Origin of the sequence: Aeromonas sp. A04, assembly GCF_047780465.1 — a bacterium.
Classification (GTDB): Bacteria; Pseudomonadota; Gammaproteobacteria; order Enterobacterales; family Aeromonadaceae; genus Aeromonas; species Aeromonas bestiarum.
In genome coordinates, this window is sequence record NZ_JBLNHP010000001.1 from 979356 (window position 1) to 993619 (window position 14264).

Consider the following 14264-nt stretch of genomic DNA (forward strand, 5'->3'; position numbering starts at 1 on the left):
CAACAGGATGAGGGCGGGCAGCCGCGCTGCCCGCCCCGTCATTACATACACAGCAGACCATCACATAAACAGCAGATAGTTGAGCGCCAGCGCCGTCACCAGGGCGCCCGCCATGGGCACGCTGGTGCGCTTGACCACCACGAAGGGCGACACCCTGGCGATCCCCGCGCAGGCGATCAGCACGGCCGCTATGGGGGATATGGTGCGGCCGATGCTGGAGGCGAGCTGCATCGGCAGCAGCATGGTCACCGCAGGCACCCCGAACTTGGCCGCCACCGCCGGCGCCAGGGTCGAGAAGCTGAGGAAAGCCGCGTTACCCGAACCCATGATGACAGCCGCCACCATGATCAGCGCCACCATCACCAGCGTCATCAGCGCGCTGCCGATGCCGGCATTGCTGGCCGAGTGCAGCAGGGTGTCGATGGCACCTATGGCCTTGAGGGATTCGGCGAACAGCTCGGCGCAGACGATGAGCGCCACCACCGGGCCGAACACCTTGCCCATGCCATCGAGGAAGCTCGACAGTCCGGCCATGGCGGTGCGCAGCGAGCGGCTGCGCAGCAGTTCGCACAGCATGCCGATAAAGACCGACAGCAGCATGGCCACCTCCACGCTGACGCTGATGGTGGTCACCAGCAACTTGGAGAAGGTCATCATCAGCACGAAGGGAATGATGGGCAGCAGGGCATACCAGGTCGGCGCCTGCACGGCCTCGGTGCCCTGCTCGTCCAGCTCGGCGTGCTCGCCGCGATGCAGGGCCGGATCCCAGCCATCCTGGCGATCGCAGTGACGCTGCCAGAAGAAGTGCAGCACCATGGTCACCAGCAGCATGGGGGCCACCAGCCAGATCTGGTAGTCGACGAAGTAGCTGGTCGGGTCCATGCCCGATTGACCGGCGGAGAAGATGGCATTGGTCTGGGTCGGGCCAATTTCAAACGCCTGGGAGGTAGCGATGACGCCACAGGCGGAGGCCGGGCTGATGCCGAGGTTGCGCATCACAGGATACATGGTGACCATCAACAGCAGGCCAAGGCCGGTGGCGGAGGTGACGAACAGGGAGACAAAGACCGCCACCAGATAGCAGATTGAAAGCATCAGGTAGCTGGACTGGATGCCCGCCACCGGTTTGACCGCCACCCGCACCAGCGCCTGGGAGGCACCGATATGGGACATGTAGGTGGCAAAGCCCGCCACCGCCATTATGGTGAGGCCGAGCCCGGCCGCGCGGTAGGAGAAGATCCCCTTGAACACCTCGAACAGGTCGAACAGGGCGAAGCCGGTGCTCTTGTCCGCGGGGAGAATGGGGTGCAGCCCCAACCAGTAGGCCACCGCAAAAATGGCCATGCCCGCCAGCGCCAGCACCGCCTGCGGGTTGTAATCCTTGATGATGCCGTAGACCACGGCGATCAGTACGAGCAAGACAAATAAGAGTTCCAATATTCGCTCCTGATAAAATTATCGAGGAGCGGAATCTAGTGGTCGGGCCTCGCTTTCCCCTTGATCCCTGTCAATAAAGGTGGCTTCGCCTCCCTTTGATGGAATAAAGTGCTACCTACTTAACAAAAAACGGTCGTTTAAACTAAAGGCAAACCTTTAGAATCCCTTTGCCATCCGTTCTGGCGGATAACCTCAGGCTTTTTTGCTTTGGATCAACGTCAGGGGCCAGTGAACTGGCCAAGATGCGCATCGATACAGCGACCATTTCGCGCCGGAGAGAGTTATGACAAACCAAGCAACCGCGGGTATGACCACCAGCGACTACCAGCTATGGGACATCCTCGTCGAGTCTGCAAAGGAACGCACCACCATTCGTTACTCCAAACTGGCCAGGCAGGCCGGGCTGGAGAATAGCCAGGATGAGCTGCGCACCCTGCTGCAACGCATCCGCATGTACTGCACCGAGCACCAGCTGCCGATCCTCTCCACCATAGTGGTGGACGACGTGGGCAAATATACCGGCCTCTCCTCCAGCCTGCCGGACGCCCCCTGGGAACGTGCCAGGGTGTTTGACTACCAGTGGCCGGTAGCGCCCTGAGTCACAGCCTCATCACAACAACGCGCCCGGTGGCGCGTTTTGTACTTCTTCGGGCCAGCTCACCTGAACCGCAGGCAAAAAAAACCCGCCTCGAAGGCGGGTACTAAGCAAGCAACGCTCTGGATGACCAGAGTAAAGAGTTCAGGCTGTCGAATCTTGCCACCCCCGGCACCACGCGAAAGAGGTAACAGGACAACATGGGTTTGTATAAATCGCTGATTTATCCAAGCTTCATGCTGACCATCGACGGGGAATGAGACTAAAGTGAAGGCCCTGCTTAAGGAAATGATTTATTAGTATTCCATTATGCACAGAATGAATTTACGAGGCGTAGACCTCAACCTGCTGGTGGTGCTCAAGGCGCTGCTGGAGGAACGCAACACCACCAAGGCCGCCGAGCGGCTCGCCATGAGCCAGCCGGCCGTCAGTCGTGCCCTGGCTCGCCTGCGGCTGCTCTATGACGATCCCTTGCTGATCCGCACGCCCCAGGGCATGGAACCCACCGCCAGGGCACAGGCGCTGCTGCTGCCGCTGCGGGAAATACTGCACGACATAGAGCAGACCTTCAGCCAGCCGGAGCAGCTCGATCCGGGCAAGTTCGAGGGCGTGCTGCGCATCGGTGCCCACACCTATGTGGAGTACGTGATGATGCCGAGCCTGCTGGCGCGCCTGCAGCAGCAGGCGCCCAACCTGCGCATCCACATGGTGCCCCTCAATGCGGACTACGAGCGTCAGCTCGACGAGGGGGTGATCAGCATGGTGATCAGCAAGCAGGACGAGGTGCCCGGCCGTTTTCGTCGCATCCCGCTGTTTGAAGACAAGCTGATCTGCACCGCCCACCGCAGCCACCCGTTCCAGGGCCAGGTGCTCTGCATCGAATCCTTCGCCAAGGCCCAGCACCTGCTTGTCGCCCCCCGTGGCAGCGAAGGGGGCATAGTCGACGACTTGCTGGCCGCCCACGGCATGACCCGGCATACCCCCTTGATAGTGCAAAGCTTTCTGGCTGCGCCCTTCATCCTGCCCTACGCGCCCCTGCTGCTGACCTCCCCCGCCAGGGTGTTGCGACCGCTGATGCCGCTGCTGGATCTGGTGGAGTACGAGACCCGCTTCGCCCTGCCGACCTTTGAAGTCAGCCTGATCCGCCATCGCCGCGATGACAACCACGCCATGCTCAACTGGTTCGAGTCCGAGCTGCACCTCTGGTGCCAATCCCAGCGCGAGCTTTGATCCCGCCGGCGCCCCAGGCGCCGGGCTCTTTTCTCCCCCGCCCCTTCCTGTTGCCCGTTCGCCTTTGGAAAATCACCCAAGGTGCGGCTCCGCCGTTGCCATGGGATAGTCACAATGCCAGAATCGGGCCTTTGCTTGATGTCGCGTTCAGATCTCAAGTTGCCGATTTCACGTTTCAGCTCCAAGGGCCCGCGCCCGCAGACAAGGACTCCCCATGGCCACCACCCTCTATGGCATCAAAAACTGCGACACCATCAAGAAAGCCCGCAAGTGGCTGGATGAGGCCGGCATCGACTACCGTTTTCACGACCATCGCGCCGATGGGCTGGATCCCGCCGCGCTGGACAGCTGGCTGGCAAAGCTTGGCTGGGAAGCCTTGCTCAACAGCCGTGGCACCACCTTCCGCGCCCTGCCGGATGAGGCCAAACAGGGGCTCGACACCGCGAAGGCCCGCGCCCTGCTGCTGGAACACCCGGCCATGATCAAGCGCCCCTTGCTCGAGCGGGACGGTGAGCTGACCCTGGGTTTTAAAGCCGATCACTACCAATCCCTCTTCTCTCGTTAAACTTTTCTGTTAAGGAACGCCGATGTCGGATGTCATCGCACTGGCCAAGGATCTGATCCGCCGCCCCTCAGTCACCCCGCTCGATGAAGGGTGCCAGACCCTGATGGCGGAGCGCCTCGCACGCCTGGGTTTCGTCATCGAACCCATGGTGTTTGAAGACACCACCAACCTCTGGGCCCGCCGTGGCAGCGAAGGCCCCCTGTTCTGCTTCGCCGGCCACACAGACGTGGTGCCCGCCGGGCCGCTGGAGAAGTGGCACACGCCGCCGTTCGAGCCGACCATACAGGATGGCGTGCTCTACGGTCGCGGCGCCGCCGACATGAAGGGGTCGCTGGCATCCATGGTGGTGGCCACCGAGCGTTTCGTCGCGGCCAATCCGGATCACAAGGGGTCCATCGCCTTTCTCATCACCTCGGATGAAGAGGGACCCTTCATCAACGGCACCACCCGGGTGATAGATACCCTGGAGGCGCGCCACGAGAAGATCCGCTGGTGCATCGTCGGCGAGCCCTCCTCCACCGCCGTGGTGGGAGACGTGGTGAAGAACGGCCGACGCGGCTCCATCACCGGCGATCTGCTGGTGCGCGGGGTGCAGGGCCACGTCGCCTATCCCCATCTGGCGGACAACCCCATCCACAAGGCGGCGCCGGCGCTGACCGAGCTGGCGGCGACGGTATGGGATCAGGGCAACGCCTACTTCCCGCCCACCAGCTTCCAGATTGCCAACATTCAGGGGGGCACTGGCGCCTCCAACGTCATTCCCGGCGAGCTGCAGGTTCAGTTCAACTTCCGTTTCAGCACCCAACTGACCGACATGGATATTCGCGAGCGGGTCGAGGCGCTGCTGGACAGACACGGGCTGGATTACCAGCTCGACTGGACCCTCTCCGGCCAGCCCTTCCTGACCGACACCGGCGATCTGCTCGATGCCGCCGTCGCGGCCATCGAACAGGTCAATGGCCAGCAACCGGCCCTGCTCACCACCGGCGGCACCTCCGACGGGCGCTTTATCGCCCCCACCGGCGCCGAGGTGATCGAGCTCGGCCCGGTCAACGCCACCATCCACAAGGTGAACGAGTGCGTGAAGGCCGGGGACCTGGATCTGCTGGCGGACATGTACCAGGGCATACTGGATCGGTTGCTGGCATGACGCTGCTTCAGCGCAGGCTTGCGGGTATTCCACTCAACAACACACAGGATTCGGGATGGGCATGACACAGGATCAACTGCTGGGGCGAGACGAGCACCACCTCATCCTGGTGGGGCGCGGGCCCCATCGTCTGACCGCGGCCACGGCGGCGGCCTTCAACGACATGCAGGTGGCCGCCGCCCATGAGGGGCACAACCTGCAGGCGGCCTCCAGCTGGCGCGGGTTCGACCGTCAGCTCGCCATCTGGAATGGCAAGTGGCGTGGCGAGCGGCCCCTGCTGGATGCCAACAACCAGCCGCTGGATGCCCTGCAACTGAGCGACACAGAGCGGCTGCACGCCATCCTGCGCTGGAGCGCCCTGCCCGGCACCAGTCGTCATCACTGGGGGACGGATCTGGACATCTATGATCCCGACTGCCTGCCTGCAGGCACCAAGCTGGCGCTGGAGCCCTGGGAGTATGAGGAAGGAGGCTGGTTTGCCGATCTGGGCGACTGGCTTGAGGATCACATGAACGACTTCAGCTTCTTCCTGCCTTATGCCAAACCGGCGGGGGCCGAGAGCGGCGTCGCCTACGAACCCTGGCATATCAGCTTCGCGCTGGAGTCCCGCGAACAGCGGCTGGATCCGGATGCGCTGGCGCTTTGCCTGCAACAGGCGGATATTGAAGGCAAGTCGACCATACTGGCCCAGCTTGACGAGATCCTGGCCCGTTATGTCACTCTCTGTCCCGACGCGAGGAGTCACTCATGAAGACGGGGCATATTGAAGGAAAATTGACCATGCTGACCCGGCTCTATGAGCTGCTGGTCGGTTATGACGTCACCCTCTGTCTCGATGAAAGGAAAAGCTCATGAGTCTGTGGTTATGGATAGGCCTGCCGCTGTTGTTCCTGCTCGGCCTGTTTCTCAATGCCATCAAGGACATGAAACAGCTTGAGAAACAGCTGCCCAACTACAAGGACAAGATCCGGGAAGTCAAAGACGACGAGGACGACTGACCGCCCTCCCAGCCCGCCAGGGGCGCCATTGTGGCGCCCCTGCTGCTTGTGGGGTACATGGCCGGCAGGCCACCCTCAGGCCGTGTCGATTGTGTGAACCGATTCACATTAAGCGGCCCTTTTCTTCACTTGCCCCCCGCTGTTTTCGGCGTAAATGCTCCCGCCACCCGCGCACCGAAAATGTAAAAAACTGCAAATTAATGCACAATTAAGCCACACGGCGCCCAACAAACTGCATATAATGTGCCTGATTTGCATTTTGACAGAAGGAGTTCGCCATTGGATGCCGTCACCATCAACAGTTTCTTTTTAATCGCGGCCTTGTTGGTGGGAGCCAGTGTCCTGTTGAGCGCGCTCTCCTCTCGTCTCGGCATCCCCATTCTGGTGATCTTCCTCGCCGTCGGCATGCTGGCCGGGGAAGATGGCCCGGGCGGCATTCACTTCGCTGACTACTCGGTCGCCTATCTGGTGGGCAACCTGGCGCTCGCCATCATATTGCTCGATGGCGGCATGCGCACCCGGGTCTCCTCGTTTCGGGTGGCGCTCTGGCCAGCACTCTCGCTGGCGACCGTGGGGGTAGCCATCACCACGGGCCTGACCGGCCTCATCGCCGCCTGGCTGTTCGATCTCAGCCTGATGCAGGGCATGCTGATCGGCGCCATCGTCGGCTCCACCGACGCCGCGGCCGTCTTCTCCCTGCTCGGCGGGCGCAGCCTGAACGAGCGGGTCAGCGCCACTCTGGAGATAGAGTCGGGCAGCAACGACCCCATGGCGGTGTTTCTCACCGTGACCCTGATTGAGATCCTCGCCACCCAGCAGCAAGGGCTGGACTGGGGCTTCCTGCTGTTGCAGCTCGGCAAGCAGTTTGGCCTGGGTGCCGGCATAGGTCTTGGCGGCGGCTGGCTGCTGTGGCGCCTCATCAACAGCGCCAGGCTGGCCCCCGGCCTCTATCCGCTGCTCACCGTCAGCGGCGGCCTGCTGATCTTCGCCCTCACGACAGCCGTAGGGGGCAGCGGCATCCTCGCCATCTATCTCACCGGCCTCCTGCTCGGCAACCTCTCCCTGCGCAGCCGCAGCACCACCTTGTCGGTACTGGATGGCCTGACCTGGCTCAGCCAGATCGGCATGTTCCTGGTGCTGGGACTGCTGGCCACCCCGAGCAACCTGCTGCCCATCGCCCTGCCGGCGCTGGCGCTGGCCATGTGGATGATACTGTTCGCCCGCCCCGTCTCGGTCTGGATTGGCCTGCTGCCGTTCAAGAACTTCGCCCCCCGCGAGCGCTGGTTCATCTCCTGGGTCGGCCTGCGCGGCGCCGTGCCCATCATACTGGCGGTCTTCCCCATGATGGCGGGGCTGCCCAACGCCCAGCTCTACTTCAATGTGGCCTTCTTCGTGGTGCTGGTCTCCCTCATATTGCAGGGCAGTTCGCTGCCGCTGGCCTCAAAGCTGGCGCGGGTGGAAGTGCCGGCGCCGCCGTCGCCCATCAACCGCTCCGGGCTAGAGATAGATCTCGACAGCCAGTGGGAGACCTTCGTCTATCGCCTCAGCGCCGAGAAGTGGTGCATCGGCTCGCCCCTGCGGGATCTGCGCATGCCCAGGGGGACCCGCATCTGCGCCCTGTTCCGGGATCAGGAGCTGCTGCACCCCTCGGGCAGTACCTGCCTGCAATCCGATGACATCCTCTGCGTCATCGGCCACGAACGGGATCTGCCCGCCCTCGGCCAGCTGTTCAGCCAGGCTCCTGAGCAGGATCTGGGCCCCCGCTTCTTCGGCGACTTCCTGCTGGAAGCCGCCGCCAACCTGGTGGATCTGGCCCCGCTCTACGGGCTGGATGTGAGCGAGATGGCGGATCAGACACTTGGCCATTTTATTGCCAACCAGTTGGGCGATAATCTGGTGGTCGGCGACCACTTTGAATGGCAGGGCCTGATCTGGACCGTGGCCGAAATGGAAGAGGGTGAACCCCGCAAGATAGGGGTGCGCTTTCAGGAAGAAGACCCGGTCTGACGCCGCTCGTCCGACCCGTCCTCAGCGAGAAGGGAGTTATCTATGCCTTACCAAACCCTGTTGTCTGGCCTGCAACCCCCTTCGCCCCAGCTGGGATTGATAGAGGGATTCTTCGGCAAGGGCTGGAGCTGGGAAGCCCGCGCCCGCTACGCCCAGTGGCTGCCACGCCACGGTTATGGCTTCTATATCTATGCCCCGAAAGAAGACGGCTATCTGCGCAAGCACTGGACCCAGCCCTGGCCTGCGGCCCAGCTCGAGGCCCTGCGCCAGCTGGCCCGTCAGTGCCGTGAAAACGGCCTCGCCTTCGGCATAGGCCTGAGCCCCATGGGCGCCCATCACGACTATGCCCGCAAGCGCCCGGCTCTGCTGGAGAAGGTGCGGCTCATCGACGAGGCACTCCAGCCCGATATACTGGCGGTGCTGTTTGACGACATGAAGGGGGATACCCCGGATCTCGCCCACTGGCAGCTCACCATGGCCCACGACATAGCGGCCCACACCCGCGCCAGCCGCTTGCTGTTCTGTCCCAGCTACTACTCGACGGATCCCGTGCTGGAGAAGGTGTTCGGCGCCATGCCGCCCCACTATCTGACCGATCTGGGCCAGGGGCTGGATCGGCGCATCGACATCTTCTGGACCGGCCCCAAAGTCTGCTCCGGCGAGTACCCGGCCCCGCACCTCAGGCAAGTCGCCGACTGGCTGCACCGCAAGCCCTTCCTGTGGGACAACTACCCGGTCAACGACGGCAGCAAGGCCAGCAGCTTCCTGCACCTGCGCGCCTTCGAGAACCGCCCCGCCGAGCTGGCAGAACTGGTGGCGGGCCACGCGGTCAACCCCATGAAACAGGCTGCACTCTCCGTGTTGCCGCTGGCCACCCTGCCCATGAGCTACAAGCTCGGCAAGCAGTACGATCCGGACAAGGCGCTGCACGCCTCCCTCAACGCCACCTGCGGCCCGCAGATCTCCGCCATGATCCAGGCCGACCTGCCGCTGTTTCAGGACATAGGGCTGGCCCAGCTCACCCCGGAGCAGATCATCCACCTCAAGACCCGTTACCTGCCGTTCCAGGATCAGGCCTGCGTGCACGAAATCATGCGCTGGCTGGCCGGTGAATATGTGTTCGATCCAGATTGCCTGACTGACTGACGCGGCCCCCGGGGCCTTGAGGAGATTGCATGGACGCATCCCTGATTTACCAGAACCTGGCGGTGCTCGCCGCCTTCCTGCTGATCTACAGCCTGATCGCGGGCCGATTCGAATCAAAGCTGGTCAACGGCCCGCTGCTGTTTCTGCTGATGGGCTGGCTGCTGGGATCCGGTGGACTGGGTCTGCTCTCCCTCTCCATCAACAGCGACGGCATCAAGCTGCTGGCGGAGCTGACCCTGGTCATAGTGCTGTTCAGCGATGCGGCCAACACCAACTGGCAGGTGCTGGCGGCCCACCGCGCCCTGCCCATGCGGCTGCTGCTCATCGGCCTGCCGCTGACCCTGATCGGCGGCACCCTGTTCGGCCTCTGGCTCTACCCCGACTTGCCGCTGCTGGAGATGGCCATCCTCTCCACCATACTCGCCCCCACAGATGCGGCGCTCGGCAAGGCGGTGGTCAGCAACCCGGCCGTGCCCGCCCCCATCCGGGAAGGGCTCAACCAGGAGAGCGGCCTCAACGACGGCATCTGCGTGCCCGTGCTCTTGCTGCTGCTCGCCCTCATAGCCCCCACAGAACAACACGCCGGCACCGGCATGCTGGCGGTCACCTTGCTGCTGGAAGAGATAGGCATAGGCCTGCTGGTGGCCCTGGTGCTCGCCGGCCTCACCATTCGTCTGATCAAGACCTCCTACCTCAATGGCTGGCAGTTGCCACTCTGGCGTCAGCTCACCATGCCGGGGCTGGCTCTGCTCTGCTTCGCGCTGGCCCAGACCCTGGGGGGCAGCGGCTTCATCGCCGCCTTCGTGGGCGGCCTCTTGATCGGCCGCCGGCTGGGGGAGCACAAACACGCCTACATGGACAGCTGCGAGGGGTATGGAGATCTGCTCTCAGTGGTGATCTGGATGGTGTTCGGCGCCACCCTGATGCCCATGCTGCCGGAGCTGCTGCACTGGCAATACTGGCTCTATGCCGCCGCCAGCCTCACCCTGCTGCGCATGCTGCCGGTCTGGCTGAGCCTGCTGGGCACGGGCCTCAAACCTGAGCTCAAGCTCTTTATCGGCTGGTTCGGACCCAGGGGGCTGGCCAGCATAGTGTTCGCCGTCATGGTGCTGCAGCACGAGCCCGCCCTGCTGGGACAAAAGCCCATCATAGCCACTGTGCTCTGCACCATCATCCTCAGCGTCATACTGCACGGCATCAGCGCCAACCCCTGGGTCAGGCGCTTCAAAACCGCATAACTTCCCGGACCCGGCACCACGGCGAGACGGGCGCCACAAGTCCGAGCTGCGAACAAGGGCGGCAGGGGGGAACAGGGTGCAGGGTGCAGGGTGCAGGGTGCAGGGTGCAGGGTGCAGCAGAATACGGTGGCTCGCTTCAATCCCCCGCCCCCACAACATAAAAACCCCCGGCACTGGCCGGGGGTTTTTATGTTGTGGTCACAGCAGGAAGAGAGCCGGCTCACCAAGCCTGTATGTTTACACCCGTCATTGCCAACAGGTTAAAACGCCGCCCTCATGCCCGGCCCTATCACGACTGGCCATTGTCATCCGTGGCCCGGTAAACCAGGATGCCCGGCTTGTTCTTCACATATTCAAGAAAGGGCGAATCCACCACCTTCATATTCGTCGAGACAGACGAGGCATTGCGCAGAACGGGGCCATTCTCACCGCGAATGAAAATGCCGGTATGGGTCACATCCAGACCGGCAATATTGGTATAGATGCCGATATAATCGCCATCCTCCAGCAGACTCAAGGTATCTTCATCCACGCGATCACCCGGAATATAGCTGATGTCGCGGTTCTTCACTCCCAGCCCGGGAATATAGTGGCCACCATCACCTTTCTGATTCAATATTTTGGGGGCCGTCACGACATAATTTCCCACCAGATGGGTCACGTCGCTGACCTTATTGCCACCATGTACCCAGTCAGAGAAAAAGTGCTTTCTAGTCAGATAGTTGACTTCACCATTTACGTAACGAGTGTACATGACGTTCTCAATGAAATTATGCACACTCGTTGAGTGCCGCAGTGACTCAACGTAATCCAGATAGGTGAAGCAATCCAGCTCACCAAAATCCACCACCAGTTTCTCTTGTGTATCACTCGATCCCACCAGCCGATTGGCAACATAGGGATTCTCCAGAAACAGGCGGGAGAAATCCTTTATTGACTGGCCTGGGGTGCCGCCCTGATGCTGAGCAAACATGTCAACGAGTTGCTGTTCCTCTATATTGTAAAAATCCAGGTTCTTTCCATTGTCGGCCGCTGCCACACCCGAAAAAGTGAGTAACGCGGCGCCTATTAACATCATCATCCATTACCATCCTTGACCAAAAAATATAAAACTTGGATTGCCCGGATCATCATCACATGTAAAGCACATGCATCTAATGCCATTCGAGACTGATGAAATAGTCGCCGATTGAAAACAAAAAAAATGTAAGCAAATGTACCCGCTCCCCACCTGACAGGGCCCTTGCCCACCAAATAAAGCAGCCCCGGCACTGCCGGGGCTGTTTCATTTTCGTCTCGGGTGATGTCTGCGGCTCGGTCTCTACAAGAGGGGCCTCATATCAACCCAGTGCCAGCCAGACACCGACACCAAACATCAGGGAGCCGGCGATCCGGTTCATCAGGGTGACGTTGCCGCTCTTGGCGAGGAAGTGGCGCAGGGTGCGGCCACCGCTGGCATAGAGCAGCAGGCAGGAGAACTCTATGACCAGGATCAGCGCCACCAGGGCGCTGATCTGGGGGGCCATCGGCTTGGCCGCGTTGATGAAGGGGGGCAGCAGGGAGACCATGAAGGCCCAGCCCTTGGGGTTGGCGATGGCGGTGACGAAACCCTGCATGGCCAGCCCCAGGGGGCGCGTCTCCTGCCCGGCCGAGAGATCCGCCGGTATGGCCATCTTGCCTTTGGCCTGCCACATCTGGATGCCGAGCCAGATGAGGTAGGCGCCGCCCACGTATTTGAAGGCGGAGAAGAGCGCCGGGTAGTTGAGCATGACGGCCGCCACCCCGATCACCGACAGCACTGAGACCAGCCCCACCCCGATGAGCTCCCCCCACATCATGTGCAAGGTGCGACGCACCCCCAGGCTCATGCCGAGGGTCATCGCCAGGGTCATGCACATGCCGGGGGTGACGGAGACAAAGAAAAACGTGGGAATAAACAGCGCCAGAATAGCGGGATCAATCCAGTCGGACACGCGACACCTCCATGGTAACAAGCTTGTGATCTTGCCTATCACACTCTTTTCACACAAGAAAAACCTTTTCGTTCAGCACGATTTCAGCCATAAAAACCCTGTGACAACCTTTGTCGCGTCTGTGTAAGATGCCGCCTCACTCCTCTTTTGGGTTAGGACCTTTCATGTCATTGAATAACCTGTCTATCCGTTTTCAAGTTCTCATACCGCTTCTGCTCGCCAGCCTGTTGATGATCCTCATGGCCGGGATCAGCAAGCAGGAGATAGACGGCGCCATTGCGGACATGAACCAGACCACAGCCAGCGTGACTCGTCACAAGGACGACATCGCCACCCTGATCCACGCCACCTACCGGATGCGTACCAACGCCATCTATGGCCTCTACGATCAGCAGCGCTTCGCCCAGTTGCCGAGCGATCTGACGGCGGCCGAGCAGGAGATAGGGGCCATCCTGGCCCGACTGGCGATCGCCGGCGCCGAGCAGGACAACAGCCAGGTGGCCGCCGCCCTGCAAGCCTATCTCGGCCACACCCGCAACAACATGCTGCCGCTGCTGGCCCAGAAATATCAGGGGGCTGGCGATCCCGCCGCCTACGAGCAGTCCAGGCTGCGCTTTCGCGAGCTGGGTGAACAGCTGATCAAGCAGATAGATACCATGTCGGCCCACGTCAACCAGCTGATCCAGGCCGAAATCGCCGAGGAGGAGGCGCACTACCACGCCACCCTGCTGCGTACCCTGCTGTTGATGAGCGCTACCCTGATCGCGGCCCTGCTCGGCGGCTGGTGGTTGTCCGGCCGGATAGTGCGCCCCATAGGCCAGCTGCAGGAGGTGATGCGCGCCGTCGCCCAGGGCCGCTTCAACGTTCGGGCCGCCGCCGAGGGCGACAACGAGCTGAGCCAGCTGGCCAGGGACATCAACCAGACCCTGACCCAGCTGGGCAGCACACTGCATACCCTGACTGGCATCAGCGGCAACGTGGCCTCCGCCGCCACCGAGCTGGCCGCCGTCATGACCCAGTCCGAGGCCAATGCCCAGCAGCAGCGCAGCGAAACCGAACAGGTGGCCTCCGCCGTGACCGAGCTGGCCAGCACGGCCGACAACGTCAACCACAACGCGGCCCTGGCCGACGAACTGGCGCGGGATGCCAACGACAGGGTCGAGCAGGGCTTGGCGCTGTTTGCCGAGAGCATCCAGGCCAACAGCCGCATGGCGGGCAGTCTGGAGAGCGCCGCCGCCGTGGTGGCACGCCTCAAGTCCCAGTCCGAGCAGATCGGCAAGGTGATCGAGGTCATTCAGAGCATCTCGGAGCAGACCAATCTGCTGGCGCTGAATGCCGCCATCGAGGCCGCTCGCGCCGGTGAAACCGGCCGTGGCTTTGCGGTGGTGGCCGACGAGGTACGCCTGCTGGCGGCCCGTACCCAGGACTCCACCAAGGAGATCCAGGCCATCATAGAGCAGTTGCAGAGCCAGTCCCTGTCAGCCAACAGCGGCATGCAGGAGACCCTCTCCATACTGGCGCACAACCAGCAGCTCTCCGGCGAAGTACAGGCGCTGCTCGGCGGCATCACGGAGGCGGTCAACCAGATCAACGGTGCCAATGCCCAGGTCGCCACCGCCGCCGAGGAGCAGTCCTGCGTCACCGCCGACATCAACCGCAACATCACCAACATCCACGAGATAGTGAACCAGAGTGCGGCCGGCATCAGCCAGAGCGCCGCCGCCAGTCACGAACTGTCACAGCTCGCCGAACAGCAGCGCAAGCAGCTGGCCCAGTTCCAGTTGTAATGGCTGCGCTATCACGTCAAACGAAGGCTCCGCTCGCGGGGCCTTAGTGTTAATGGCGCTGCCGACTTGTTATTGTTTTAAACGGTCTTTTTTATTAGGTGGCCTCATTAGGGGCTGGGCTACCCCACCAAATGTGAG

Annotated in this window: 13 protein-coding genes; 10 read left to right on the forward strand and 3 right to left on the reverse strand. The window is 61.9% G+C overall.

Annotation, left to right across the window (positions count from 1 at the left end):
- Positions 1 to 60: 60 nt before the first annotated feature.
- Positions 61 to 1437: a C4-dicarboxylate transporter DcuC gene (dcuC, locus tag ACM3N8_RS04340; protein ID WP_416015491.1), complete on the reverse strand. Its 1377-nt coding sequence runs from the start codon at positions 1435 to 1437 to the stop codon at positions 61 to 63.
- Between the two features lie 283 nt (positions 1438 to 1720).
- On the opposite strand from dcuC, the gene ACM3N8_RS04345 reads away from it, so the two are divergent.
- From ACM3N8_RS04345 to ACM3N8_RS04385, 9 genes are all read left to right on the forward strand, one after another.
- Complete coding sequence (locus ACM3N8_RS04345) at positions 1721 to 2035, forward strand: hypothetical protein (RefSeq protein WP_043140964.1); 315 nt, start codon at positions 1721 to 1723, stop codon at positions 2033 to 2035.
- A 315-nt stretch (positions 2036 to 2350) separates the two neighbouring features.
- Positions 2351 to 3262 (forward strand): LysR family transcriptional regulator, encoded by a 912-nt coding sequence (locus tag ACM3N8_RS04350; RefSeq protein ID WP_043140966.1) that lies wholly within the window; start codon positions 2351 to 2353, stop codon positions 3260 to 3262.
- 214 nt (positions 3263 to 3476) lie between these two features.
- Positions 3477 to 3827: an ArsC family reductase gene (locus ACM3N8_RS04355; protein ID WP_043140968.1), complete on the forward strand. Its 351-nt coding sequence runs from the start codon at positions 3477 to 3479 to the stop codon at positions 3825 to 3827.
- A 22-nt stretch (positions 3828 to 3849) separates the two neighbouring features.
- Positions 3850 to 4977, forward strand: a complete 1128-nt coding sequence (gene dapE / locus ACM3N8_RS04360; protein WP_416015492.1) for a succinyl-diaminopimelate desuccinylase — start codon at positions 3850 to 3852, stop codon at positions 4975 to 4977.
- Between the two features lie 61 nt (positions 4978 to 5038).
- The gene (locus tag ACM3N8_RS04365) at positions 5039 to 5728 is read left to right on the forward strand and encodes a M15 family metallopeptidase (RefSeq protein ID WP_416015493.1); all 690 of its coding nucleotides are present in this window, start codon (positions 5039 to 5041) and stop codon (positions 5726 to 5728) included.
- Between the two features lie 100 nt (positions 5729 to 5828).
- Positions 5829 to 5975 (forward strand): hypothetical protein, encoded by a 147-nt coding sequence (locus ACM3N8_RS04370; protein ID WP_098984538.1) that lies wholly within the window; start codon positions 5829 to 5831, stop codon positions 5973 to 5975.
- Positions 5976 to 6254: 279 nt separating this feature from the next.
- Entirely contained in the window at positions 6255 to 7982 is a 1728-nt protein-coding gene (locus tag ACM3N8_RS04375; protein WP_103471962.1) for a potassium/proton antiporter, read from the forward strand.
- A 42-nt stretch (positions 7983 to 8024) separates the two neighbouring features.
- A complete protein-coding gene (locus ACM3N8_RS04380) occupies positions 8025 to 9128 on the forward strand; it encodes a beta-N-acetylglucosaminidase domain-containing protein (protein ID WP_098984540.1) in 1104 nt (367 codons plus the stop codon).
- A 29-nt stretch (positions 9129 to 9157) separates the two neighbouring features.
- Entirely contained in the window at positions 9158 to 10366 is a 1209-nt protein-coding gene (locus tag ACM3N8_RS04385) for a cation:proton antiporter (protein WP_290017109.1), read from the forward strand.
- Positions 10367 to 10655: 289 nt separating this feature from the next.
- Here the strand turns inward: ACM3N8_RS04385 and ACM3N8_RS04390 are convergent, their stop codons facing one another.
- Both ACM3N8_RS04390 and ACM3N8_RS04395 read right to left on the reverse strand, forming a co-directional pair.
- Complete coding sequence (locus tag ACM3N8_RS04390; RefSeq protein WP_241324567.1) at positions 10656 to 11447, reverse strand: DUF1460 domain-containing protein; 792 nt, start codon at positions 11445 to 11447, stop codon at positions 10656 to 10658.
- Positions 11448 to 11706: 259 nt separating this feature from the next.
- Entirely contained in the window at positions 11707 to 12339 is a 633-nt protein-coding gene (locus ACM3N8_RS04395; RefSeq protein WP_043557625.1) for a LysE family translocator, read from the reverse strand.
- A 164-nt stretch (positions 12340 to 12503) separates the two neighbouring features.
- Between ACM3N8_RS04395 and ACM3N8_RS04400 the strand changes: the two genes are divergently transcribed.
- The gene (locus ACM3N8_RS04400; RefSeq protein WP_098984543.1) at positions 12504 to 14126 is read left to right on the forward strand and encodes a methyl-accepting chemotaxis protein; all 1623 of its coding nucleotides are present in this window, start codon (positions 12504 to 12506) and stop codon (positions 14124 to 14126) included.
- Positions 14127 to 14264: the final 138 nt, after the last annotated feature.

What these genes read in the sequence shown, in the direction of transcription:
- ACM3N8_RS04350 (WP_043140966.1), top strand. Translation starts at nt 2,351, where the DNA reads ATGAATTTACGAGGCGTAGACCTCAACCTGCTGGTGGTGCTCAAGGCG.
- ACM3N8_RS04345 (WP_043140964.1), top strand. Translation starts at nt 1,721, where the DNA reads ATGACAAACCAAGCAACCGCGGGTATGACCACCAGCGACTACCAGCTA.
- ACM3N8_RS04370 (WP_098984538.1), top strand. Translation starts at nt 5,829, where the DNA reads ATGAGTCTGTGGTTATGGATAGGCCTGCCGCTGTTGTTCCTGCTCGGC.
- ACM3N8_RS04400 (WP_098984543.1), top strand. Translation starts at nt 12,504, where the DNA reads ATGTCATTGAATAACCTGTCTATCCGTTTTCAAGTTCTCATACCGCTT.
- ACM3N8_RS04355 (WP_043140968.1), top strand. Translation starts at nt 3,477, where the DNA reads ATGGCCACCACCCTCTATGGCATCAAAAACTGCGACACCATCAAGAAA.
- ACM3N8_RS04390 (WP_241324567.1), bottom strand. Translation starts at nt 11,447, where the DNA reads ATGATGATGTTAATAGGCGCCGCGTTACTCACTTTTTCGGGTGTGGCA.
- dapE (WP_416015492.1), top strand. Translation starts at nt 3,850, where the DNA reads ATGTCGGATGTCATCGCACTGGCCAAGGATCTGATCCGCCGCCCCTCA.
- ACM3N8_RS04380 (WP_098984540.1), top strand. Translation starts at nt 8,025, where the DNA reads ATGCCTTACCAAACCCTGTTGTCTGGCCTGCAACCCCCTTCGCCCCAG.
- ACM3N8_RS04365 (WP_416015493.1), top strand. Translation starts at nt 5,039, where the DNA reads ATGACACAGGATCAACTGCTGGGGCGAGACGAGCACCACCTCATCCTG.
- ACM3N8_RS04385 (WP_290017109.1), top strand. Translation starts at nt 9,158, where the DNA reads ATGGACGCATCCCTGATTTACCAGAACCTGGCGGTGCTCGCCGCCTTC.